This is a genomic window from Saccharomonospora sp. (genome assembly GCF_027317685.1).
Classification (GTDB): Bacteria; Actinomycetota; Actinomycetes; order Mycobacteriales; family Pseudonocardiaceae; genus Saccharomonospora.
The window spans coordinates 49,959-70,416 of sequence record NZ_DAHVQP010000083.1 but is presented as its reverse complement, the minus strand read 5'-3'; the positions used below and the strand labels follow the sequence as shown (position 1 = coordinate 70,416).

The 20,458-nt window shown below is 66.9% G+C and carries 21 protein-coding genes, 3 tRNA genes and 2 pseudogenes; 21 read left to right on the top strand and 5 right to left on the bottom strand.

All coding sequences use genetic code 11. The annotated features are described in order from the left end of the window. Positions 1-64: 64 nt before the first annotated feature. The 3 genes from M7H19_RS10085 to M7H19_RS10075 all read right to left on the bottom strand — a co-directional run bounded on the left by M7H19_RS10085 (position 65) and on the right by M7H19_RS10075 (position 812). Positions 65-136: transfer RNA gene (locus tag M7H19_RS10085), tRNA-Cys, on the bottom strand. A gap of 53 nt (positions 137-189) precedes the next feature. Further along, positions 190-262: transfer RNA gene (locus M7H19_RS10080), tRNA-Gly, on the bottom strand. A gap of 124 nt (positions 263-386) precedes the next feature. Continuing rightward, positions 387-812 carry an SsgA family sporulation/cell division regulator gene (locus M7H19_RS10075; protein ID WP_298180044.1) on the bottom strand — a complete coding sequence of 142 codons (426 nt, stop codon included), beginning with the start codon at positions 810-812 and terminating at the stop codon, positions 387-389. A 358-nt stretch (positions 813-1,170) separates the two neighbouring features. Between M7H19_RS10075 and M7H19_RS10070 the strand changes: the two genes are divergently transcribed. The 3 genes from M7H19_RS10070 to M7H19_RS10060 all read left to right on the top strand — a co-directional run bounded on the left by M7H19_RS10070 (position 1,171) and on the right by M7H19_RS10060 (position 4,401). Beyond that, positions 1,171-1,245: transfer RNA gene (locus M7H19_RS10070), tRNA-Val, on the top strand. Between the two features lie 518 nt (positions 1,246-1,763). Continuing rightward, on the top strand, positions 1,764-3,845 hold the full coding sequence (gene thrS, locus M7H19_RS10065; RefSeq protein WP_298180042.1) for a threonine--tRNA ligase: 2,082 nt from the start codon (positions 1,764-1,766) through the stop codon (positions 3,843-3,845). A 67-nt stretch (positions 3,846-3,912) separates the two neighbouring features. Next, positions 3,913-4,401, top strand: a complete 489-nt coding sequence (locus tag M7H19_RS10060) for an HIT domain-containing protein (RefSeq protein WP_298180063.1) — start codon at positions 3,913-3,915, stop codon at positions 4,399-4,401. Positions 4,402-4,439: 38 nt separating this feature from the next. On the opposite strand, the gene M7H19_RS10055 is transcribed toward M7H19_RS10060, so the two are convergent. Next, complete coding sequence (locus M7H19_RS10055; RefSeq protein ID WP_298180040.1) at positions 4,440-4,988, bottom strand: YceI family protein; 549 nt, start codon at positions 4,986-4,988, stop codon at positions 4,440-4,442. 182 nt (positions 4,989-5,170) lie between these two features. Here M7H19_RS10055 and M7H19_RS10050 point away from each other — a divergent pair, with 182 nt between their 5' ends. The 6 genes from M7H19_RS10050 to pdxS all read left to right on the top strand — a co-directional run bounded on the left by M7H19_RS10050 (position 5,171) and on the right by pdxS (position 10,072). After that, entirely contained in the window at positions 5,171-5,713 is a 543-nt protein-coding gene (locus M7H19_RS10050; protein WP_298180038.1) for a MarR family transcriptional regulator, read from the top strand. 113 nt (positions 5,714-5,826) lie between these two features. Beyond that, on the top strand, positions 5,827-6,441 hold the full coding sequence (pgsA, locus tag M7H19_RS10045) for a phosphatidylinositol phosphate synthase (protein ID WP_298180035.1): 615 nt from the start codon (positions 5,827-5,829) through the stop codon (positions 6,439-6,441). Further along, positions 6,438-7,364 carry a phosphatidylinositol mannoside acyltransferase gene (locus tag M7H19_RS10040; RefSeq protein WP_298180033.1) on the top strand — a complete coding sequence of 309 codons (927 nt, stop codon included), beginning with the start codon at positions 6,438-6,440 and terminating at the stop codon, positions 7,362-7,364. The genes pgsA and M7H19_RS10040 overlap by 4 nt, the downstream gene beginning before the upstream one ends. After that, complete coding sequence (locus M7H19_RS10035) at positions 7,361-8,506, top strand: glycosyltransferase family 4 protein (RefSeq protein ID WP_298180031.1); 1,146 nt, start codon at positions 7,361-7,363, stop codon at positions 8,504-8,506. The genes M7H19_RS10040 and M7H19_RS10035 overlap by 4 nt, the downstream gene beginning before the upstream one ends. Continuing rightward, on the top strand, positions 8,503-9,006 hold the full coding sequence (locus M7H19_RS10030) for an NUDIX hydrolase (RefSeq protein WP_298180029.1): 504 nt from the start codon (positions 8,503-8,505) through the stop codon (positions 9,004-9,006). Before M7H19_RS10035 ends, M7H19_RS10030 begins: the two co-directional genes overlap by 4 nt. 151 nt (positions 9,007-9,157) lie before the next feature. Then, complete coding sequence (gene pdxS / locus M7H19_RS10025) at positions 9,158-10,072, top strand: pyridoxal 5'-phosphate synthase lyase subunit PdxS (RefSeq protein WP_298180028.1); 915 nt, start codon at positions 9,158-9,160, stop codon at positions 10,070-10,072. A 55-nt stretch (positions 10,073-10,127) separates the two neighbouring features. On the opposite strand, the gene M7H19_RS10020 is transcribed toward pdxS, so the two are convergent. Next, positions 10,128-10,730 (bottom strand): XRE family transcriptional regulator, encoded by a 603-nt coding sequence (locus tag M7H19_RS10020; protein ID WP_298180026.1) that lies wholly within the window; start codon positions 10,728-10,730, stop codon positions 10,128-10,130. A 69-nt stretch (positions 10,731-10,799) separates the two neighbouring features. Here M7H19_RS10020 and M7H19_RS10015 point away from each other — a divergent pair. The 12 genes and pseudogenes from M7H19_RS10015 to M7H19_RS09960 all read left to right on the top strand — a co-directional run. Then, a pseudogene (locus M7H19_RS10015) lies at positions 10,800-11,462 on the top strand (AzlC family ABC transporter permease); the annotation flags it as partial. Positions 11,463-11,626: 164 nt separating this feature from the next. Next, complete coding sequence (locus M7H19_RS10010) at positions 11,627-11,947, top strand: AzlD domain-containing protein (protein WP_298180061.1); 321 nt, start codon at positions 11,627-11,629, stop codon at positions 11,945-11,947. 125 nt (positions 11,948-12,072) lie between these two features. Beyond that, a pseudogene (locus M7H19_RS10005) lies at positions 12,073-12,230 on the top strand (pyridoxal 5'-phosphate synthase glutaminase subunit PdxT); the annotation flags it as partial. Positions 12,231-12,254: 24 nt separating this feature from the next. Then, complete coding sequence (locus tag M7H19_RS10000; protein WP_298180024.1) at positions 12,255-13,004, top strand: YebC/PmpR family DNA-binding transcriptional regulator; 750 nt, start codon at positions 12,255-12,257, stop codon at positions 13,002-13,004. A 79-nt stretch (positions 13,005-13,083) separates the two neighbouring features. Then, positions 13,084-13,623 (top strand): DUF4262 domain-containing protein, encoded by a 540-nt coding sequence (locus M7H19_RS09995; protein WP_298180022.1) that lies wholly within the window; start codon positions 13,084-13,086, stop codon positions 13,621-13,623. Between the two features lie 223 nt (positions 13,624-13,846). Next, positions 13,847-14,437 (top strand): crossover junction endodeoxyribonuclease RuvC, encoded by a 591-nt coding sequence (gene ruvC / locus M7H19_RS09990; protein ID WP_298180020.1) that lies wholly within the window; start codon positions 13,847-13,849, stop codon positions 14,435-14,437. Beyond that, positions 14,434-15,030 carry a Holliday junction branch migration protein RuvA gene (ruvA, locus tag M7H19_RS09985; protein WP_298180018.1) on the top strand — a complete coding sequence of 199 codons (597 nt, stop codon included), beginning with the start codon at positions 14,434-14,436 and terminating at the stop codon, positions 15,028-15,030. The genes ruvC and ruvA overlap by 4 nt, the downstream gene beginning before the upstream one ends. A gap of 56 nt (positions 15,031-15,086) precedes the next feature. Beyond that, a complete protein-coding gene (ruvB, locus tag M7H19_RS09980; RefSeq protein ID WP_298180059.1) occupies positions 15,087-16,187 on the top strand; it encodes a Holliday junction branch migration DNA helicase RuvB in 1,101 nt (366 codons plus the stop codon). Between the two features lie 126 nt (positions 16,188-16,313). Then, positions 16,314-16,676, top strand: coding sequence for a preprotein translocase subunit YajC (gene yajC, locus M7H19_RS09975; RefSeq protein WP_298180056.1), 363 nt, complete (start codon positions 16,314-16,316; stop codon positions 16,674-16,676). A 168-nt stretch (positions 16,677-16,844) separates the two neighbouring features. Further along, positions 16,845-18,644, top strand: coding sequence for a protein translocase subunit SecD (gene secD / locus M7H19_RS09970; protein WP_298180016.1), 1,800 nt, complete (start codon positions 16,845-16,847; stop codon positions 18,642-18,644). A gap of 1 nt (position 18,645) precedes the next feature. Beyond that, positions 18,646-19,896 carry a protein translocase subunit SecF gene (gene secF / locus M7H19_RS09965; RefSeq protein ID WP_298180014.1) on the top strand — a complete coding sequence of 417 codons (1,251 nt, stop codon included), beginning with the start codon at positions 18,646-18,648 and terminating at the stop codon, positions 19,894-19,896. 3 nt (positions 19,897-19,899) lie between these two features. After that, a complete protein-coding gene (locus M7H19_RS09960) occupies positions 19,900-20,427 on the top strand; it encodes an adenine phosphoribosyltransferase (RefSeq protein ID WP_298180013.1) in 528 nt (175 codons plus the stop codon). Positions 20,428-20,458: the final 31 nt, after the last annotated feature.

Genomic DNA, 20,458 nt, shown 5'->3' with positions numbered 1-20,458 from the left:
CTGGGATCGAACCAGTGACCTCTACCGTGTCAAGGTAGCGCTCTCCCGCTGAGCTAATCGCGCGAGGCGGAGACGGGAATCGAACCCGTGTACAGGGCTTTGCAGGCCCTTGCCTAAACCACTCGGCCACTCCGCCGTGTGCGTGGATCGAGTGGAACTCGACCCAACTGCGGAATGCCGCCGCAGTCGAGCGGACGACGGGATTCGAACCCGCGACCCTCACCTTGGCAAGGTGATGCGCTACCAGCTGCGCTACGTCCGCAATCTGTGACTCCGGACCGCTCGAACTGTCGGTTGGTGATCCGTCGTCGTGTGGGAAAAACTGTATCGGATGCCCTCCGGGTCGTTTACACGGGGGGTGCGCATACTCCTGCCCGAGGCCATGATCAGCCCAAATCGTGGGGAATGAGCCGGGTGAGGGCATCGTCGACGTCGACCCACAGGTGTTCGTTGCCCGGCAGCGCGACGTCGTAGGTCTGGTCGAGGAAGTCGGCCAGCTCCTGCGCGGAGGCCTCGAACATCGCGTGTCCCGAAGGCGAGCTCAGTTCCACGAAGACCGAGTCGGGGTCCTCCATCGACGGCCGGATGCGGACATCGCCGTCGCCCGCTTCGCCGAGCAGTCCGTCGGCCAGCAGGTCGCGGGCGAAGACCCATTCGACCCAACCTGCGCGTCCGGTTCGGAATGCCGCGACGACCGCGTACGGGTCGCGGGTGTCGTACCGCAGTTCGACCTTCACCGGAACTGGAGGCGTTCGCGGTGCCAGGAGGTCGAAGACCGCCGTGGACCGGAGCGTCACGTGATCGTTTCGCATGGTCGTTACCCTTCTGCTCCCTTCCGGCCGGTGCCGGCCGTGTCTCTACGTGAGACGCATTCCGGCGTCAATTCGGCTCCTTGTGGACCGAACATCACCCGTTTGTGCGTGTCGTGCCGTTGGGCTCTGGTACATCCTGCTCGGGTCAACGAACGAAAGGACAGATAAGTCGCGCGAATGTTGCAGCAGACACGCGACCCGTCGGGATCGTCCGCGGGCCTCGCCCGCTCCTCTCGTCGGGTTGTCACCTGCGGAAACGTCGGGGCCTTGCCTCTTGGGTCGGCCCCTTCCCTTGTGAAGGGGACCCCGCCTTTCGGGTGCCGATCAGCCTCCGCTACAGTGGTTCCCACATCGAGAGGGGCGATTAGCTCAGCGGGAGAGCGCTTCGTTCACACCGAAGAGGTCACTGGTTCGATCCCAGTATCGCCCACCACGACATTCAGTTGTTTTTCTTTGACAGGCCCGGTTTTCCGGGTCTGTCTCCATGTTCCCTCGGTCATTTTTTCCAACCAGCCACGATGGGGCACACACCCCGGCACGAGTGAACGCGATGAATGTGTTGTGTCGCCGACTTTGTCGGCGTGGCCTGCTGTTGCCCCGTGACCGGGCGGCCCGAGGGTTGCGGCTTCTCCCACCAAGGGGGTGTCCGCTGTCTCGTCGAGACGAGGGGTGTTTCGTTTTGACGTTTGCCACGCAAGCCTCGAGGGTATCTGGCATTCGGTGGCCTGAGTCTCCTCGAGAATGCGCTTTCTTCAGAGTAGCGGCCACCTCGGCGGCTGTGGCAAGCCTGTAACCGCGCCCACTGTGTGTCCGATAACACAGTTCGGCTCGTTCGGCGTGGTTTCCGACGGGATGGCCCGTGTGGCGACCTTGTCCGCCCCGGGGCGGGGACCACGAGCTCGGCGATTAGCATCGAGCTTGCAGTCAGTCCATGTCTCAAGGGAGTTCCCCGTGTCACAGTCGTCGTCCGCCGCAGCCTCGTCGTCAGCCACGCGCGTGCTGGTGCGAGCAGGCACTACGGTGGGTGCCGCGGTGCGTGAGGCGGGTTATCCGAGCAAGGGCGCTGAGGCGATCGTCGTCGTGCGTGACCCCGAGGGAACTCTGCGTGACCTCGCGTGGGTGCCGGACGCCGACGTCGAGGTGGAGCCGGTGGCGGCCGACAGTGAGGACGGACGCAGTGTGATCCGGCACTCCGCCGCGCACGTACTCGCTCAAGCCGTGCAGCAGCAGTTCCCCGAGGCCAAGCTGGGCATCGGGCCGCCGATCAAGGACGGGTTCTACTACGACTTCGCCGTCGATCGTCCCTTCACGCCGGAGGACCTGCAGGCGCTGGAGAAGCGCATGAAGCAGATCATCAAGGGGGCGCAGCAGTTCTCCCGCCGCGTCGTCGAGTCGGTGGAAGCGGCGAAGACGGAATTGGCCGACGAACCGTTCAAGCTCGAACTGGTGGACCTCAAGTCCGAGCAAGGCGCCGACGCGGTGGACACCTCCGAGGTCATGGAGGTCGGCGCCGGTGAGCTGACCATCTACGACAACCTGGACCCTCGCACCAAGGAGCGGGTCTGGAGCGACCTGTGCCGCGGTCCGCACGTGCCCACCACCAAGTACATCCCCGCGTTCAAGCTCACCCGCGTGGCCGCGGCGTACTGGCGTGGGGACGAGAGGAACCAGCAGCTCCAACGCATCTACGGCACAGCGTGGGAATCGCAGGAGGCGCAGGACGCCTACCTGGAGATGCTGGCGGAGGCTGAACGGCGCGATCACCGCAAGCTGGGCGCGGAGTTGGATCTGTTCTCCTTCCCCGAGGAGATCGGGTCGGGGCTGCCCGTGTTCCACCCCAAGGGTGGCGTGGTGCGCAAGGAGCTGGAGGACTACTCACGGCGGCGCCACAAGGAAGCCGGGTACGAGTTCGTCAACACGCCCCACATCACCAAGGGGCAGTTGTTCGAGACCTCCGGACATCTGCACTGGTACCGCGAGGGCATGTACCCCGGTATGCACCTCGACGCCGAGTACGACGACGACGGCACCGTGCGTAAGCCCGGTCAGGATTACTTCCTGAAGCCGATGAACTGCCCCATGCACAACCTCATCTACCGTTCGCGTGGGCGTAGCTACCGAGAGTTGCCGTTGCGGTTGTTCGAGTTCGGAACCGTGTACCGCTACGAGAAGTCCGGAGTCGTGCACGGTCTCACGCGGGCGAGGGGCTTCACCCAGGACGATGCGCACATCTACTGCACCGTCGACCAGATGCACGACGAGATCAAGTCACTGCTGCAGTTCGTGCTCGACCTGCTACGCGACTACGGTCTCGACGACTTCTACCTCGAACTGTCCACACGCGATCCGGAGAAATCCATCGGTAGCGACGAGGACTGGGAACGCGCCACCAACGCGCTGCGTTCGGCCGCCGATGCCAGTGGACTGGACCTCGTGCTCGACCCGGGCGGCGCGGCGTTCTACGCGCCGAAGATCAGTGTTCAGGCCAAGGACGCCATCGGTCGCAGCTGGCAGATGTCGACCATTCAGGTCGACCTGATGGAGCCGGAGCTCTTCGGACTGGAGTATCAGGCGAGCGACGGGTCGAAGCAGCAGCCGGTGATGATTCACCGGGCGCTATTCGGGTCCATCGAGCGTTTCTTCGGCGTGCTCACCGAGCACTACGCGGGTGCGTTCCCGGCGTGGTTGGCGCCGGTGCAGGTGGTGGGCATCCCGATCGCCGACGCCCATGTCGAGCACCTGCGAGGTGTCGAGAAGGCGCTGCGGGACAGGGGTATCCGGGTCGAATTGGACACCAGCGACGACCGGATGCAGAAGAAGATCCGCACCCACACCACGCAGAAGGTGCCGTTCCTGTTGCTCGCCGGCGGCAGGGACGTGGAGGCGGGCGCCGTGTCGTTCCGGTTCCGCGACGGCAGTCAGATCAACGGCGTTCCCGTGGCGACGGCTGTCGACGCCGTGGCCGACTGGGTGAAGCGTCGTGAGAACGCGTCCCCGACGGCGGAGAACCTGGGGGCGTTCATTGGTCGGTGACGGCGAGCACGGTGACGGCTCGCAACGAGAGTTCGTCGAGCAGGACGGTGCCGGGGTCCCCGATCAACTGCAACGACTCTGGACCCCGCATCGGCTTGCCTACATCCAAGGGGAGAACAAGCCCGAGGGTGACGATCCCGGCGGGTGTCCGTTCTGTCGTCTTGTCGACATGGACGACGAAACGGCGCTGATCCTGTCCCGGGGCGAGACCGTGTTCGCGGTGCTGAACCTTTATCCGTACAACCCCGGACATCTGATGGTGATGCCGTACCGGCACGTGGCCGACTACACCGATCTCACGAGTGAGGAGACGGTGGAGTTGGCCGAATTCACCCAGCACGCGATGCGCGTGATCAGAACGGTGTCCGGCGCACACGGATTCAACATCGGGTTGAACCAGGGGGTGGCCGCAGGGGCGGGAATCGCCGCCCACCTGCACCAGCACGTGGTGCCGAGGTGGGGCGGCGATTCCAACTTCATGCCGGTCATCGGCCACACGAAGGTGCTTCCACAGTTGCTCGGGGAGACCCGGAAGCTGCTCGCGGACGCTTGGTGAGAGACCGGGCGTCCTATGACGTCCTACGTGAGCCCGTCTCAGTTCTGACGAAGAGCCTCGATGTCGAGTTCGATCGTGATCTTCTCGCCGACGACCGCGCTCGGGACGTTCTCACCCACGCCGAAGTCGCTGCGGTTGATCTCGGTGCGAGCGGACACGCCGAGTACCTTGCTGCCCTCGGTCTGGCCGTCACCGAAGCCGCCCAGTTCCGCGGTCAGGGTGACGGGCTTGGTGACGCCGTGCAGCGTGAGCTCACCGTCGATGAGGTAGTCGTCGACGTCGGCGCGGATGCCGGTGGAGCGGAAGCTCAGCGTGGGGTACTTCTCGACGTCGAGGAAGTCGGAGCCACGGACGTGCTCGTCGCGCTGCGCGTTGGTGGTGTCGATGCTCGCGGCCTTGATGGTGGCCGTCACGGAGGAGTCGAGGATGTTCTCGGCGGTCTTGATCTCGCCCTCGACCTCGGTGAACTTGCCGCGGATCTTGGACACGCCGAGGTGGCGCACGATGAAGCCCACGTTGGAGTGTACCGAGTCGATGGTCCAGGTGCCCGTCAGGTAGCCGGGAACGGCGGTCGTGGTGCTGGTCATGAAGATCCTCCCTGAAGATTTCCGAAAGATTTCGAAGACTGTTGTGGAAAAAGGGCCAGGAACCGGCCTCTACTTACGAGACTAGGCGACTGATGGTTGAGCTCTCAACCATGTTCGATGAGATGTGCGCTACACCTGATTGAGTGCTCAACTACGATTCTGGCAGGGGCTACCATGGGGCTATGTCCACACCTCGATGGCTCACAGATGAGGAGCAACGCGTCTGGCGTGACTTCTCGGCGGCCATCGACATGCTCCGGGGGCATCTCGAAGCCCGGCTCCAGCGGGACGCGGGTATGCCCACCACCTACTACGCCGTCCTCGTGGCCCTGTCGGAGGCTCCCGGCCACGAGCTGAGGATGAGTGATCTCGCCACGGCCACCCGGTCGTCGCGCAGCAGGCTTTCGCACGCGGTCGCGCGGATGGAGAGCAAGGGGTGGATTCGCCGGACAGCCTGTCCCACGGACAAGCGAGGCGCGTTCGCTCGCCTCACCGAGGCCGGCTTGGAGGCGATCCGTGCGGCGGCCCCCGGGCACGTCGAGGCCGTGCGAGAGGGGCTGTTCGACGTCCTTACCCCCGAGCAGGTCCGCGAGCTGGGGGCGATCAGCGCCGCGATCATCGATCGACTGGCGCCGGAGTGCGCCCAGGCGGCGGCAAACGAGTCCGAAGGTGACTCGGCGGACCCGGCTGGTACCGGCGATTCCCGCCTGTCCGAGTCGGCCTAGCCTGTCGTCGGTGACACGCTGGAAGGGGCACAGGGCGTGGATGACGCGGTTGCTCGATAGGGTTTGTCATGCCGAGTCGATCCGAACTCGTCAGTCAGCACCCGTAGGATGAGATGCTCAACATCTTCGCCCGTGCCTCTGTGTCCCGCGTCACCGACCCGATCGGTGCCACGCTGGTACGCGCTGGTCTGACTCCGAACGCGATGACCCTCATCGGCACCGCGGGTGCCACCGGGGGAGCGCTCGCGTTCTTCCCCACCGACATGCTGCTCGTCGGCACGTTCGTCGTGTGGGGTTTCGTGATGCTGGATCTCCTCGATGGCGCGATGGCGCGGGTACAGGGAAGTACTCCGTTCGGGGCTGTACTCGACGCCACGTGCGACCGCCTCGTCGACGGCGCGTTGTTCGCCGCCATCGCCTGGTGGGGATTCGCCGTCGCCGACAACCCACGTGTCGGCGCGGCCGCCCTGCTGTGCCTTGTGCTCGCGCAGGTCATCTCCTACGTCAAGGCGAGGGCGGAAGCGTCCGGCTTCGGGGACGCCGCCAACGGCGGGCTCATCGAACGCGCGGAACGGCTGATCATCGCGCTGGTCGGTACCGGACTGGCGGGGCTGGGTCTGCCGTACGCGGTCGAGGTGTCGCAGTGGTTGTTGGCCGGACTCTCGGTGATCACCTTGGTGCAACGCATCACGGCGGTGGCGAAGGCGGCGGGAAAGGCGCGACTGTGAGCAGGCAGAGGCTCGCGGAGTGGGGGTATGCCGCGGGGTGGCGTGTGGTGCCGAAGTTGCCCCGATCACTGGTCAACACGCTGTTCGCGATGGGCGCCGACATCGCCGCCCGTCGTAACCGAGGCGGAGCCGCCCGACTACGACACAACCTCGCCAGAGTGGTTCCGCAGGCGGGGCCGGTGGAGCTCGACGACCTCACCCGGCGTGCCATGCGTTCGTACGCGCGGTACTGGCAGGAGGCGTTCTGCCTGCCGTCCATGGACATCGACGAAGTGCGCAGCCGCGTCGACCTCACCGGTATCGAGTATCTCGACGCCGCGTTGGAAGAGGGCAACGGCGCGGTGTTGGCGTTGCCCCACACCGGCAACTGGGACGTCGCGGGGGTGTGGCTGGTCGCGCATTTCGGCAATTTCACCACCGTGGTGGAGCGGCTCCGGCCCGAATCGCTGTACGAGCGGTTCGTCGCCTACCGCGAGTCGCTCGGTTTCGAGGTGGTGCCTGCCGACGGCAGTGTGTCGTTCCGCACGCTGTTGCGACGCCTGCGGGAGAACAAGGTGGTGTGCCTCGTCGGCGACCGCGACCTGAACGGGTCAGGTGTGCCCGTCACGTTCTTCGGTGAGAAAGCACGGTTCCCCGCCGGGCCGGCGCGACTGGCGCTCAGCACAGGCGCCGCTCTGCTGCCCGTGGGCTCCTGGTTCACCGACGGTGGTTGGGCGGTGAGGGTCCATCCCCGGATCCGGGTCAGTAGCCGCGAAGAGGTGCCCGCCGCCACCCAGGCGCTCGCCGACATCTTCGCCGGCGACATCGCCGCGCACCCCACCGACTGGCACATGTTGCAGCCGTTCTGGACCGCGGACAGGGAACCCGACAGCGGTGCCGACGACGTCGGGGACGTGGCCGCGGACGAACGGAGGGCGTCGTGAGGATCGGCATCGTGTGCCCGTACTCGTTCGATGTCCCCGGCGGGGTGCAGGGGCACGTGGTGGACCTCGCCAAAGCGCTCCGGGCGCTCGGGCACACCGTGTCGGTTCTCGCGCCCGGTGACGACGAGGCCTCCCACCTGCCCGGATTCGTTCAGCCCGCGGGGCGGTCGCTCGGCATTCCGTACAACGGCTCGGTGGCCCGGCTGCAGTTCGGGCCGGTCTCGTACGCGCGGGTGCGGCGATGGCTGCGGGACCACGACTTCGACGTGCTGCACCTGCACGAGCCCACGGCGCCGAGTCTGTCGCTGCTCGCGTTGACGGTCGCCGAAGGGCCCATCGTCGCGACTTTCCACACTTCGACGCCGCGTTCGCGCACGTTGGCCGCGTTCGAGCCGGTGCTGCGTCCGCTGCTGGAGAAGATCACCGCGCGGATCGCCGTGTCGGCACTGGCGCGTCGGGTGCAGGTGGAACACCTCGGTGGTGATGCCGTGGAGATACCCAACGGTGTGGACGCGGCGTTCTTCGCCGGTGCCGAACCGTTGGACGGTTATCCACGGGAAGGCGGCACGATCGGGTTCGTTGGCCGCTACACCGAGCCGCGTAAGGGCATGGGCGTGCTGTTGGACGCCCTACGGCTGTTGGCGCCCGAGTCGCCGTCGTTACGACTGCTCGTCGTCGGTAGGGGAGAGGTCGAGACACTGCACCGGCAGGCCGGTCCCGAACTGGTGCCTCGACTCGACGTGCTCGGCCAGGTGGACGACGAGACCAAGGCACGGGCGTTGCGCAGTGTGGACGTCTACTGTGCGCCGAACCTGGGGGGAGAGAGTTTCGGGATGATCCTCACCGAGGCGATGGCGGCGGGAACCCCCGTGGTGGCCAGCGCTCTCGACTCGTTCCGTCGGGTGCTCGACGACGGCCGGGCCGGGATGCTCGTCCCCACCGGGGACGCCGAGGCGCTCGCGGTGGCGCTGCAGGAGTTGCTCGCCGATCCTGCACGACGGGCCAGGCTGTCGGAGGCCGCGACCCGGCGGGTCGCTCGGTACGACTGGGGCACCGTGGTCCGGCAGGTGCTGCGGGTATACGAGACCGCGATCGCGGCTGACCCCCGCAAGGTCGCTGCCGACGCCGCCGTAGCGCGATGACCACCCTGCTGGCGTTCGTCGTAGCGCTGGTGGTGGCGTTCGGGCTTTGGCTGGTGGCGACGGCGAACCGGCTCGACAGGCTGCACGTGCGCATGGACGCCGGGTGGGCCGCGCTCGACGCGGCACTCGCGCGCAGGGCCGTGGTGGCCAGGACGGTCGCGGCGAGTGCTCTGTCATCCCACGAGGCGGAGGCGTTGCGTACCGCGGCCGATGAGGCCGAGGCGGCACCCAGGCCCGAACGAGAGTCGGCGGAGAACGAGCTCACCCGTCGGCTCGCCCAGGTCGATCGGTCGCGGCTGCCCGTCGGGCTCGCCGAGGAGCTCGCCGACGCCGAACAGCGAGTGGTGATCGCCCGCCGGGTCTACAACGACGCGGTCCGGGACGCGTTGGCGTTGCGGCGCCGTCTTCGGGTGCGGTACTTCCGCCTCGCGGGAACGGCACCTTGGCCGGAGTACTTCGAGATCGCCGAGCCGGATCTGGTGCTCCCGACCGAGGACTGAAGTCCGCCCGGACCAGGGATGCGCTTCTCGACCGGATGAAAGTGGACTGCTGAAATAGTCGAATAATGGCTGCTTTCAGCAGGCCACGTTCGGCATACGCTGGAATCGTCAGTTCTTCGCTCCCCGAGATCTCTCTGTGAAAGGCTTTGCTGTGTCGAACACCCAGTCCAGCACCTTTGTCGAACCGCAGGACGGCACCGCGCGGGTGAGGCGCGGCGTGGCGGAGACGCTCAAGGGCGGTGTGATCATGGATGTCGTCACACCCGAGCAGGCCAAGATCGCCGAAGACGCCGGTGCTGTCGCCGTGATGGCCCTGGAGCGGGTTCCCGCCGATATCCGCGCTCAGGGTGGCGTGGCTCGCATGAGCGACCCCGACCTCATCGAGGGCATCATCTCGGCGGTGTCGATTCCGGTCATGGCGAAGGCCCGCATCGGTCATTTCGTCGAGGCGCAGGTGCTCCAGTCACTCGGCGTGGACTACATCGACGAGTCCGAGGTGCTCACACCCGCCGACTACGCCAACCACATCGACAAGCGGGCCTTCACCGTGCCGTTCGTGTGTGGGGCCACGAACCTGGGTGAGGCGCTACGCCGCATCGCCGAGGGCGCCGCGTTGATCCGTTCGAAGGGCGAGGCCGGTACGGGCGACGTGTCGAACGCGACCACGCACATACGCCGGATCCGCACCGAGATCCGCAGGCTGGCGGCCCTGCCGAAGGACGAATTGTACGTGGCGGCCAAGGAGCTGCAGGCCCCGTACGAGCTGGTCGAGGAGGTCGCCGAGACCGGCAAGCTGCCCGTGACGCTGTTCACCGCCGGCGGTATCGCCACGCCCGCCGACGCGGCCATGATGATGCAGCTCGGCGCCGAGGGTGTGTTCGTCGGCTCGGGCATTTTCAAGTCGGGCGACCCCGCCAAGCGGGCCGAGGCCATCGTCAAGGCCACGGCGTCCTACGACGATCCGGACGTCATCGCCAAGGTGTCGCGGGGGCTCGGTGAGGCGATGGTGGGGCTCAACGTCGACGACGTGCCCGTTCCGCACCGGCTCGCGGAACGTGGCTGGTGAGGCCTTCCGACAACTGCTGATCTCCACCTCGGGTGGGTGGAGGTGGCCCCGGTCTTTAGACGTGCTCCGAGACGAGCACGGCCATCGTGCCCGGTTCCAGCGCCTTGAACACGTGGGCGAGGTCGCCGGGGTAGGCGATGTAGTCGCCGGGGCCCAGCTCCACCGGGTCGTCGAGCAGCCCCACCAGGGCGCGACCCACGCAAAGCACGACGTGTTCGACGATGCCCGGCATGTGGGGTTCCGATTCCCTCGGCCGATCGGGCTCGGCTTGGATGAGGTAGAGGTCCCGGCGGGCTCCGGGGGGACACGGGGACAGCAGCGTGGCGACGTAGTCGGCGCGTTCGGCGGAGAATCGAGGGCCCTCGCCCGCCCGTACCACCTGCACCGGGGGTTTGGCCGGTTGCACGAGCTGGCTGAACGAGACCCCGAGGGCGGTGCTCAGCGCCCAGAGCGTCTCGACGCTCGGATTGCCCGATCCCGACTCGAGTTGCGAGAGCGTCGATTTGGCGATGCCGGCTCTACGGGCCAGTTCCGCGAGTGACAGTCCCGCTTTGCGGCGTTCTCGTTGCAGTGAGGCCGCGATGGCCGCGAGTGGGGCGCCGGTGTCGGCGGGGTCGGGAGTGCCGGAAGTGTTGCCGTTGTCCCTGGTCTCCGTCATGTTGTTCGCTCCACAAGTCCACTCGTTCGGCTTGACGAACACTCGGACGCGTGTCCAGTATGAAAGACGATGCGTTCGATATGGCGAACCCTAGACCGTGATCTCGCGCGGAACATCGCATTGGTGTGTTTCGCCGACGGCATCGTCGGCCTGTCCTTCGGCGCGATCACCGTCAGCTCCGGCCTGCCGTTGTGGGCTCCCATGCTGCTGTCGGTGGTCGTGTTCGCCGGGGCCGCGCAGTTCATGTTCGTCGGTCTCGTGGCCTCCGGTGGGAATCCGATCGCGGCCGTCATCGCGGGGCTGCTCATCAACGCCCGCCACGTCCCGTTCGGGTTCGCCATCGGCGACGTGCTCGGCAAGCGCTGGCCGACTCGCCTGCTCGGCACGCACATGATGATCGACGAGACGGTCGCGTTCGCTCTCGCCCAGCGCGATCTCACCCGCCGTAAGGCCGCCTATTGGGCCTGCGGCATCGGGCTGTTCACCATGTGGAACATCGGTGTGGTCCTCGGCGCGTTCCTCGGAACCGCGGTCACCGACACCGACGTGTTCGGTCTCGACGCCGCATTCCCAGCGGTCCTGCTCGCGCTCGTGTTGCCGTCGCTGCGGGACGCGGACACACGTCGAGCCGTGCTGATCGGAGTGGCCGTGGCGCTGGCCGCCGCGCCGTTCGTCCCGGCGGGTCTGCCCGTGCTGCTCGCCCTGGTGGGCGTGCTGGTGCTGTTGCGCCGCGACGGTTCCGATGACTCCGGTAGGCCCGCAGCCTCCGGCGAGTCCGTATCGTCCGCCGGAACAACCGAGACCTCCTCCGCGACGCTTTCCGAGACATCCGAGAAATCTTCCGAGGCATCTCGAGCCTCCGGAACGGACCGAGCAGGAAAGGACACGGCGGCGTGCTGAGTCCCGTCGGACTTGTCGTGGCGGCCGTGGCGCTCGGCGCGGGCACGTTCGCGTTCCGCGTCGCGGGACCGGTGTTGCGCTCCCGGATACAGCTGTCACCCAGGGTGGAGAAGTCTTTCGCAGTGTCGGCGGTGGTGCTCCTCGCCGCGCTCGTCGCCACGTCGTCGCTGCTGGAGGGTGCCGAGTTCGCGGGTTGGGCCCGGCCCGCCGGTGTTGCGGTCGGTGGTGTGCTGGCCTGGAAGAAAGCGCCGTTCGTCGTCGTTGTGCTGGCAGCGGGGGCGACAGCGGCGGGACTGCGCTTGCTGGGTGTGCCCTGACCGTTCGCGTTCCCGCGGTCACCACTAGTCTTGACCAGCAGTGATCGCGGGGCGACGTGCGCGCCCTGGCAGCTGTCAGCCGGTGTGCGCGGAGCACGCGGGTACGCGGCCTGGGCCTCGCCGGCCTCGCCCGGATGGGCGACAGGACCGATGCGGGTGAAGCGGCCGATAGGATCGTGGCCGTTCGGCAAAGGAGGGTGCTCGCCACCGCGTTCCATCCCGGGCTGCCCGGGGACGAGCGGTCCGCTGTTTGTTCGTTCGCACCGTGTCCGAGGTCGCGTAGACGCGAAAGAGAGATGGAGGAGAGATGGCCGGCCACTCCAAGTGGGCCACCACCAAGCACAAGAAGGCCGCCCTCGACGCCAAGCGTGGCAAGCTGTTCGCGAAGCTCGTCAAGAACATCGAGGTCGCCGCGCGGACCGGCGGGGGCGATCCCGAGGGCAACCCCACCCTGTACGACGCCATCCAGAAGGCGAAGAAGAACTCCGTCCCTCAGGACAACATCGAGCGTGCGCGTAAGCGCGGTGCCGGTGAGGAAGCCGGTGGCGCGGACTGGCAGAACATCATGTACGAGGGGTACGCGCCCGGTGGGGTCGCTGTGCTCATCGAATGCCTCACCGACAACAAGAACCGGGCGGCGTCCGAGGTGCGCACCGCGCTGTCGCGCAACGGGGGTTCGTTGGCCGATCCCGGCTCGGTGGCGTACCTGTTCAACCGCAAGGGCGTCGTCATCATGCCCAAGAACGACGTGTCCGAGGACGACGTGCTGATGGCCGTGCTCGACGCGGGCGCCGAGGAGGTCAACGATCTCGGCGAGAACTACGAGATCATCTCCGAGGCCGGTGACATGGTGGCCGTTCGTACCGCGTTGCAGGAGGCGGGCTACGACTACGAGTCGGCCGAGGCGAGCTTTTTGCCGTCGGTCAACGTGCCGCTCGACGCCGAGACGGCCCGGAAGGTCTTCCGGCTCATCGACGCGCTCGAGGACTGCGACGACGTCCAGAACGTGTATTCGAACTTCGATGTCAGTGACGAGGTGCTGGCCGAGGTCGGCTGAGACCCGTTGAACCGGGGAGGCACGCCCCGCCGACATGCGGCGTCGCGCCTCCCCCGTTGGTGTTAGCCGATGCGGCACAATGTCCGCTGTGACTGCGGAGACCGCCACCGGCAACGGCTACGAACTCGATTCCGACCAGCAACTCCGGGAATGGATCGTCGCGCAGGCCGAACAACGCGGCAACGCGGTGGTCTCTGTCCCGGCCGACGAGCACGGCGCGGGATATGCCTTCACCGTGTGCGCGTGGGCCATGCACGGTGTCCCGGAGGCAGTCGTCGTGGGCTTGCCCGCGGAGATGGCGATGGTGTTGTTGGACGCCTACGTGGACCGTGCGGCGACGGGGCAACGGTTCCAGTACGGGGTCTGCTATGACGACTTCTTCGACGGTGTTCCTGTGACGTTCGAGAAGGTGGCCCCGGGCCACTACCCCGAGTTCTTCGGTAGCGCGTTCCTCGTCTATCCGGAGGGTGACTTCCCCGCCGTGCAGATCATCGTGCCGACACCGGACGGGTTCTGGCCGTGGAGCGCGGGGGCGCCCGAGGGGTTCGCCCAGTGGCAGCCCGTGTTGACCGTCAGCGGTGTGCCGGAGAGCTGGACCCCGGGTGTGGACGGTCCCTGACCGCGTCCCGCCGCTCGACCGTCTGATCGTCCGACCGCTTCTCGACCCGTTTCGCGGAGACGGTCTAAAAGGCCGTGCACCCGTCGGTTCCGCATGCGGGTGTCCGTTGTCTTCCTGCTGTCTTTCTTCGTCTCCGTCGTGGGTCGGCGTGTTCCGGACAACGCGCGCCGGGTAGCGGTAGCCTTCGATATCGAACTGGTGTTCGTGGGAAAGGACTGGCCTCGTGCGTGTGCTGGGTGTGGATCCCGGGCTGACCCGGTGCGGCCTCGGTGTCGTGGACGGAGGGCTCGGGCGCTCGATCACGGGCGTGGCCGTGGACGTGGTGCGCACACCGGCCGAGGACGAGGTGGCGCAGCGACTGTTGCGGATCGGTGACGCGGTGGAGGAGTGGCTCGACACCTACCGTCCCGATGTGGTGGCTGTCGAGCGAGTCTTCAGCCAGCACAACGTCCGTACCGTGATGGGTACCGCGCAGGCGGGGGGCGTGGTCGCCCTGTGCGCGGCACGACGGGGACTTCCGGTCGCGTTCCACACACCCAGCGAAGTCAAGGCCGCTGTGACCGGCTCGGGGCGCGCCGATAAGGCGCAGGTCACCATGATGGTGACGCGTTTGCTGGGCCTGGCACGGAAACCGAGCCCGGCCGACGCCGCCGACGCGCTCGCTCTCGCGATCTGCCATCTGTGGCGTGAGCCCATGCGGGCACGGCTGGCGGAGGCCGAGGCGAAGGCGGCGGAGCTGGCGCGGGCACACAAGGCGCGGTTGGCCGCCGCGGCTCGCAAGGCGCGCGAAGGCCGGACGGGAGCGACATCGTGATTTCCTCGATCCGAGGCGAAGTACTGTCGGTCGGGCTCGATCACGCGGTGATCGAGGTCGGTGGCGTGGGGTTCGCGGTGCGGGCGACTCCGGCCACGCTCGGCACCCTGCGTCGGGGGACCGAGGCTCACCTGTACACGACGTTGGTGGTCCGGGAGGACGCGCTCACGCTGTTCGGCTTCGCCGACGCCGAGTCGCGGGAACTGTTCGGGCTGCTTCAGACGGTGTCGGGTATCGGCCCTCGGTTGGCCATGGCCGCGTTGGCGGTGTTGGAACCCGAGAAGCTGTGTCGTGCACTGGCAGACGGTGACATCACGGCGCTCACCCAGGTGCCCGGTATCGGTCGCAAGGGCGCCGAACGGCTGATCATCGAACTGAGGGACAAGGTGCCCGCTCTCACGGGCAGCCGGCCCGCGGCCGCCGAAGACGCGACCGTGGGCAGCGCCGTACGGGACGACGTCGTGGCGGCTCTCGTGGGGCTGGGTTTCTCCACGAAGCAGGCGGAACGGGCGGTCGACAAGGTGAGTGGTGACGTGCCCGACGACACGTCGCGGGTGCTGCGCGCGGCGCTCGCGACACTCGGCAAGAAGTGAGGCGGCGGGTCGACGTGCACGACGGGGACGAGGCTGACATGTCTGACATGTCTGACATGGCCGGCAAGGCCGGGACGAGTGGTCTGGGCGACATCGCTCGGGAAGTCGGATGGCCGCCGGACGAGGCTCCGTTGTCGGCGGTGGCGCAGACCGGTGAACGAGAGGTCGAGACGGCGTTGCGCCCTCGGACACTGGACTCCTTCGTCGGTCAGCCCAGGGTGCGGGAGCAGCTGCAATTGGTGTTGGAGAGCGCCCGCAAACGCGGAGTTCCACCCGACCATGTGCTGCTGTCCGGGCCTCCCGGTCTCGGCAAGACGAGCTTGGCCATGATCATCGCGGCGGAGCTCGACACGGCCATCCGCATCACGTCGGGCCCGGCGTTGGAGCGGGCGGGGGATCTGGCCGCGATGCTGTCGAACCTCGCCGAGGGCGATGTGTTGTTCATCGACGAGATCCATCGCATCGCCCGCCCCGCCGAGGAGATGCTCTACCTCGCGATGGAGGACTTCCGCGTGGACGTGGTGGTCGGGAAGGGTCCGGGTGCCACGAGCATCCCGCTGGAGATCCCCCCGTTCACCCTCGTCGGCGCGACGACGAGGTCGGGGGTGCTCACCGGCCCGTTGCGGGACCGTTTCGGCTTCACGGGGCAGATGGAGTTCTACAGCGCCGAGGAGCTGGAACAGGTGCTGAAGCGGTCGGCCTCCATCCTCGACATCGACATCGACGCCGAGGGGCGGGCGGAGATTGCGCGGCGCTCGCGCGGGACACCGCGGATTGCCAACCGGCTGTTGCGGCGGGTTCGCGATTACGCTGAGGTGCGTGCCGACGGAAGGGCGACCTTGTCGGTGGTCCGGGCGGCGTTGGAGGTTTACGACGTGGACGAGCTGGGCCTCGACCGGCTCGACCGGGCGGTGCTCGGCGCGCTCGTGCGGTCCTTCAACGGAGGCCCGGTCGGTGTGTCCACTCTTGCGGTGGCCGTGGGGGAGGAACCCACCACGGTCGAAGAGGTGTGTGAGCCATATCTCGTTCGTGCGGGTATGCTCGCGCGGACGCCGCGTGGCCGGGTCGCCACCGCGTTGGCGTGGGAGCACCTCGGACTGCAGCCTCCGGCCGAGGTGGGAGGGCTTGACGGCACAACACCCTCCCTGTTCGACTGAGGGGATTGTCGAGGTACGCCACCGGTGCTCGATGCCTCGACGGCACCTGGCACACTCGAAAAAGAGCACATCTGACACAACTCGGACGTCACGCTCCACCAGGTGGCGTGGCGCGAATGGAGAACCATGGACGGCCTTATCCTGCCGCTGCTGTTGATGCTCATCGTTGCGCTGCCGCTCATCTTGAGCACGCGCAAGCAGAAAAAGCTCATGGCCGAGCAGCAGGAGATGCAGAACAGCCTGACCGAGGGCGATCGCGTGATGACGACGTCCGGTCTGTACGCGACGGTCGCGGACGCGAGCGACGACACCACCATCGACCTGGAGATCGCCGAGGGCGTGGTGACGACCTGGCTGCGTCAGGCTGTACGTGAACGGATCGTTCCCTCCGATGACGTGGACGACAACGACGTGGACTCAGCCGAGGACGCTGCCGAGGAGACTGCGAACGCGCAGGTCGCGCCGCCTCTCGAGCACGGCAAGAAGTAGCCGATACGTGCAGTGATACCGGCGTGGAAAATGCCGGTACGGGTCGCCTGTTGCGTCTGCCCAGTGCCGAGTAAGGTCTCGGTGCTGGGCGCGTTCGTTACCTGCCGGTAAGTGATTCCGCCTGCCGACCCGTCAAGCCGTCGATGAGTTCGAGGAGAGCGACCGACCGTGGCACCTCCGGCCGGGCAGATTCGCCCGGGACGCTACTTCGCGTTTTTCGTCGTGATCGTTGCCGCGCTGTATTCGCTGGTGTTCTTCACCGGCGACGGCAGCCCGACGCCGAAACTCGGGATCGACCTCAAAGGCGGTACTCGGGTCACTCTGACCGCGCGGACGCCCGACGGTTCGGACCCGTCCCGTGAACAGCTTCAGCAAGCCCGGCAGATCATCGAGAACCGGGTGAACGGGATCGGGGTCAGCGGTGCCGAGGTGGTGCTCGACGGCAGCAACGTCGTCATCACCGTCCCCGGTAACGAAGGAGAGCAGGCGAAGACACTCGGTCAGACGGCCAAGCTCGGTTTCCGTCAGGTGCTCGCGGCAGTACCCGCGGGCGGTGCGGGAGCGCAGCAGCCCGACCCCGGAACGGGTTCCGCCGACGGCTCGGACGGCGAGGGCGACACGGGTACGGAAGGCACGGAGGGCGAGAACGGCGACGGTCAGGGAGCCGACAGCGGTTCCGCGGACTCGTCCGAGTCGGGTGAGTCGGGTGGAGGCGGTACGCCGCCGGGCTCGGCACCCGCTCAGCAACCCGACGATGACCAGGGCGACGACAACGGCGGCCAGAACGGTGACGGTCGGACGGTGCAGGAGGAGACCGCCGAACAGATCCAGGAGGCCAAGCAGTGGCGCCAGGACGTGGCGCTCCTGCCCGCCGACCCGACCGACCAGGCCGCGGTGCAGGAGGCGCAGCAGCTGCAGCAGCAGGCCCTGATGCGGCTGACCTGTGATCCCAACGCGCTCGATCCGTTGGCGGGCAACGACGATCCGAACCTGCCACTGGTGGCGTGCAACCAGGACGGCACCGAGAAGTACGTCCTGTCGCCGGTGTTCCTCGAGGGCACCAGCATCAGCGACGCCTCGGCCGTCTACGACCCCCAGCAGGGCGGTTGGGTGGTCAACCTGTCGTTCAACTCGCAAGGTGCCGACACGTGGGCCGACTTCACCGCCCAGAACATCGGTGAGCGAGCCGCCTTCGTGCTCGACACCGAGGTGGTGTCGGCGCCTTCGATCAACGAGGCCATCGCCGGTGGGGACACCCGGATCAGCGGCCAGTTCACCCAGAGCGAGGCGCACAACCTCGCCGATGTGCTGAAGTACGGTTCGTTGCCGCTGTCGTTCGAATCCTCCGACGCCACCACCGTGTCGGCGACGCTGGGCCTGGCGACCCTGAAGGCGGGGCTCATCGCGGGAGCGATCGGGCTCGCGCTCGTGTTCGTCTACTGCTTGGTCTACTACCGCATCCTGGGTGTGTTGACGGTCCTGTCGCTGGCTCTGTCCGCTCTGATCGTCTACGCGGTACTGGTGCTGCTGGGACGGTGGATCGGTTACACCCTGGACATCGCGGGTGTGGTCGGGTTCGTCGTCTCCGTCGGTGTCACCGCCGACTCGTTCGTCGTCTACTTCGAACGAATAAAGGACGAGATGCGGGAAGGCCGTACGTTCCGGTCGGCCGTGCCGAGGGGCTGGGTGAAGGCCCGGCGTACCATCCTCGCCTCGGACGCCATCATGTTCCTCGCCGCGGGCGTGCTCTACGTGCTCGCGGTGGGTGAGGTGAAGGGCTTCGCCTTCACCCTGGGGCTGTCCACGGTGCTCGACCTGATCGTCGTGTTCCTGGTGACGCATCCGCTGGTGGTGTTGGTGTCGCGGTCGAAGAAGCTGTCGAGTCCCAAGCTCTTCGGCCTCGGCGCGGTGCAACGTATCGGAGACAGTCGCAGGGCCGCCGCTCGCATGGCCGTGAAGGAGGCGTGACGTGGGAGAGTCCAAGGTGAACACCACGAACGCCGCGGGAGAGCAGCCCGCGAAGCAGTCCGTCTTTCAGCGCCTCTACACGGGCACCGGCGCGTTCGACATCGTCGGCCACCGCCGCAGGTGGTTCCTCGCCTTCGGTGCCCTGATCCTGGTGTGTCTCACCTCGATGGGACTGAAGGGCTTCAACTTCGGTATCGACTTCGAGGGCGGCACTCAGATCCAGCTGCCCGCGCAGGGCGCGAACGGCGTCATCACCACCGACCAGGCCCAGGAGGTCTTCTCGGACGCGCTGGGAATGAATCCGGCCGAGACCCAGCAGGTCGGTTCCGGAGACTCGGCCACCATCCAGTTGCGCTCGGAAACGCTCGACCCGGCCGAGGTGACTCAGGTCAAGCAGGCGTTGTTCGCCGAGCTACAGCCTCTCGGCACCGACGGCCAGCCCAGCGAACAGGCCATCAGCGACAGCCGGGTCAGTGCTTCGTGGGGCAGTGAGATCTCCCGGCAGGCGTTGATCGCCCTGGCTGTGTTCCTCGTGCTGGTGGCGGTGTTCCTCGTTCTCTACTTCGAGAAATGGATGGCGCTTTCCGCGCTCGTCGCACTGCTGCACGACGTGATCGTCACGGCGGGCGTGTACTCGCTGGTGGGATTTCAGGTCACTCCGGCGACCGCTATCGGTCTGCTGACGATCCTCGGATACTCGCTCTATGACACCGTGGTCGTGTTCGACAAGGTCAAGGAGAATACCCGCGGCATTCTCAACCTGACGCGGCGCACCTATGCCGAAGCCGCCAACCTGGCGGTGAACCAGACGTTGATGCGCTCCATCAACACGTCGGTGATCGCGCTGCTGCCCGTCTTGGGCCTGTTGATCATCGGCTACATTCTGCTCGGTTCCGGAACCCTGCAGGACCTAGCGCTGGTGTTGATCACCGGTATGGTCGCCGGAACGTTCTCGTCGGTGTGTCTGGCCACGCCGCTGCTGGTCTCATTGAAGATGCGTGAGCCGAAGTACCGGAAGCAGGCCGAGAAGGTCTACGCCCGCCGGGAGCAGCAGGCTCGCAGGCAGAGTGAGAACGGGGTCGCGGCGACCGATGTCGACGACGACCACTTCGATCCGGGTGACGACGAACAGCTCGCCGCCGAGCTGCGTCGGGAGAAGGCACACGCCGCGGCGGCGAGTGTGCCCGCACGGCATCCGAAGTCGGCGACGCAGCGTCGGTCCGGACGTCCGAGCGGAAAGAAGAAACGGTAAGCGGTGAATCGTAGCGAACTAGACCGGGCACTGGACCTCATCACCGAGATCCCCGACTTTCCGGAGCCCGGTGTCATCTTCCGTGACCTCACGCCGTTGTTCGGGAACGGAACGGCGTTCGTTCGCGTGGTCGATGCGCTGAACGAGGCGATCGGTGACGGAGTGGATCGCCTGGTGGCGGTGGAAGCACGCGGATTCGTGTTGGCCGCGGCGCTCGGCTATGCCCGGGGCCTCGGCGTGGCGCTGGTGCGTAAACCCGGCAAGCTGCCGAACGTGGCCGACCGAATCGATTATCAGCTGGAGTACGGCACCGCGACGTTGGAGTTGCCCGTCGGTTCGGTGAACCCCGGAGATCGGGTCGCGGTGGTGGACGACGTGCTGGCCACGGGTGGCACGGTGGCGGCCTCCGTGGAGCTCATTCGTAGGAGCGGAGCGGACGTCACCGGGGTCGCCGTGGTGTTGGAACTCGCCGCTCTCGGAGGACGTTCCCGGCTCGGCACATTGCCCGTGCACGCCCTGCGCACCGTCTGATATCCCAGCCCACGGCGCTCCCGGACCGGAG

Excerpts from the sequence above, each read along its gene's own strand:
- M7H19_RS10075 (WP_298180044.1), bottom strand. The coding sequence starts at position 812 with ATGCGAAACGATCACGTGACGCTCCGGTCCACGGCGGTCTTCGACCTC.
- M7H19_RS10055 (WP_298180040.1), bottom strand. The coding sequence starts at position 4,988 with ATGACCAGCACCACGACCGCCGTTCCCGGCTACCTGACGGGCACCTGG.
- M7H19_RS10050 (WP_298180038.1), top strand. The coding sequence starts at position 5,171 with ATGTCCACACCTCGATGGCTCACAGATGAGGAGCAACGCGTCTGGCGT.
- pgsA (WP_298180035.1), top strand. The coding sequence starts at position 5,827 with ATGCTCAACATCTTCGCCCGTGCCTCTGTGTCCCGCGTCACCGACCCG.
- M7H19_RS10030 (WP_298180029.1), top strand. The coding sequence starts at position 8,503 with ATGACCACCCTGCTGGCGTTCGTCGTAGCGCTGGTGGTGGCGTTCGGG.
- M7H19_RS10020 (WP_298180026.1), bottom strand. The coding sequence starts at position 10,730 with ATGACGGAGACCAGGGACAACGGCAACACTTCCGGCACTCCCGACCCC.
- M7H19_RS10000 (WP_298180024.1), top strand. The coding sequence starts at position 12,255 with ATGGCCGGCCACTCCAAGTGGGCCACCACCAAGCACAAGAAGGCCGCC.
- M7H19_RS09995 (WP_298180022.1), top strand. The coding sequence starts at position 13,084 with ATGTCCGCTGTGACTGCGGAGACCGCCACCGGCAACGGCTACGAACTC.
- ruvB (WP_298180059.1), top strand. The coding sequence starts at position 15,087 with ATGGCCGGCAAGGCCGGGACGAGTGGTCTGGGCGACATCGCTCGGGAA.
- yajC (WP_298180056.1), top strand. The coding sequence starts at position 16,314 with ATGGACGGCCTTATCCTGCCGCTGCTGTTGATGCTCATCGTTGCGCTG.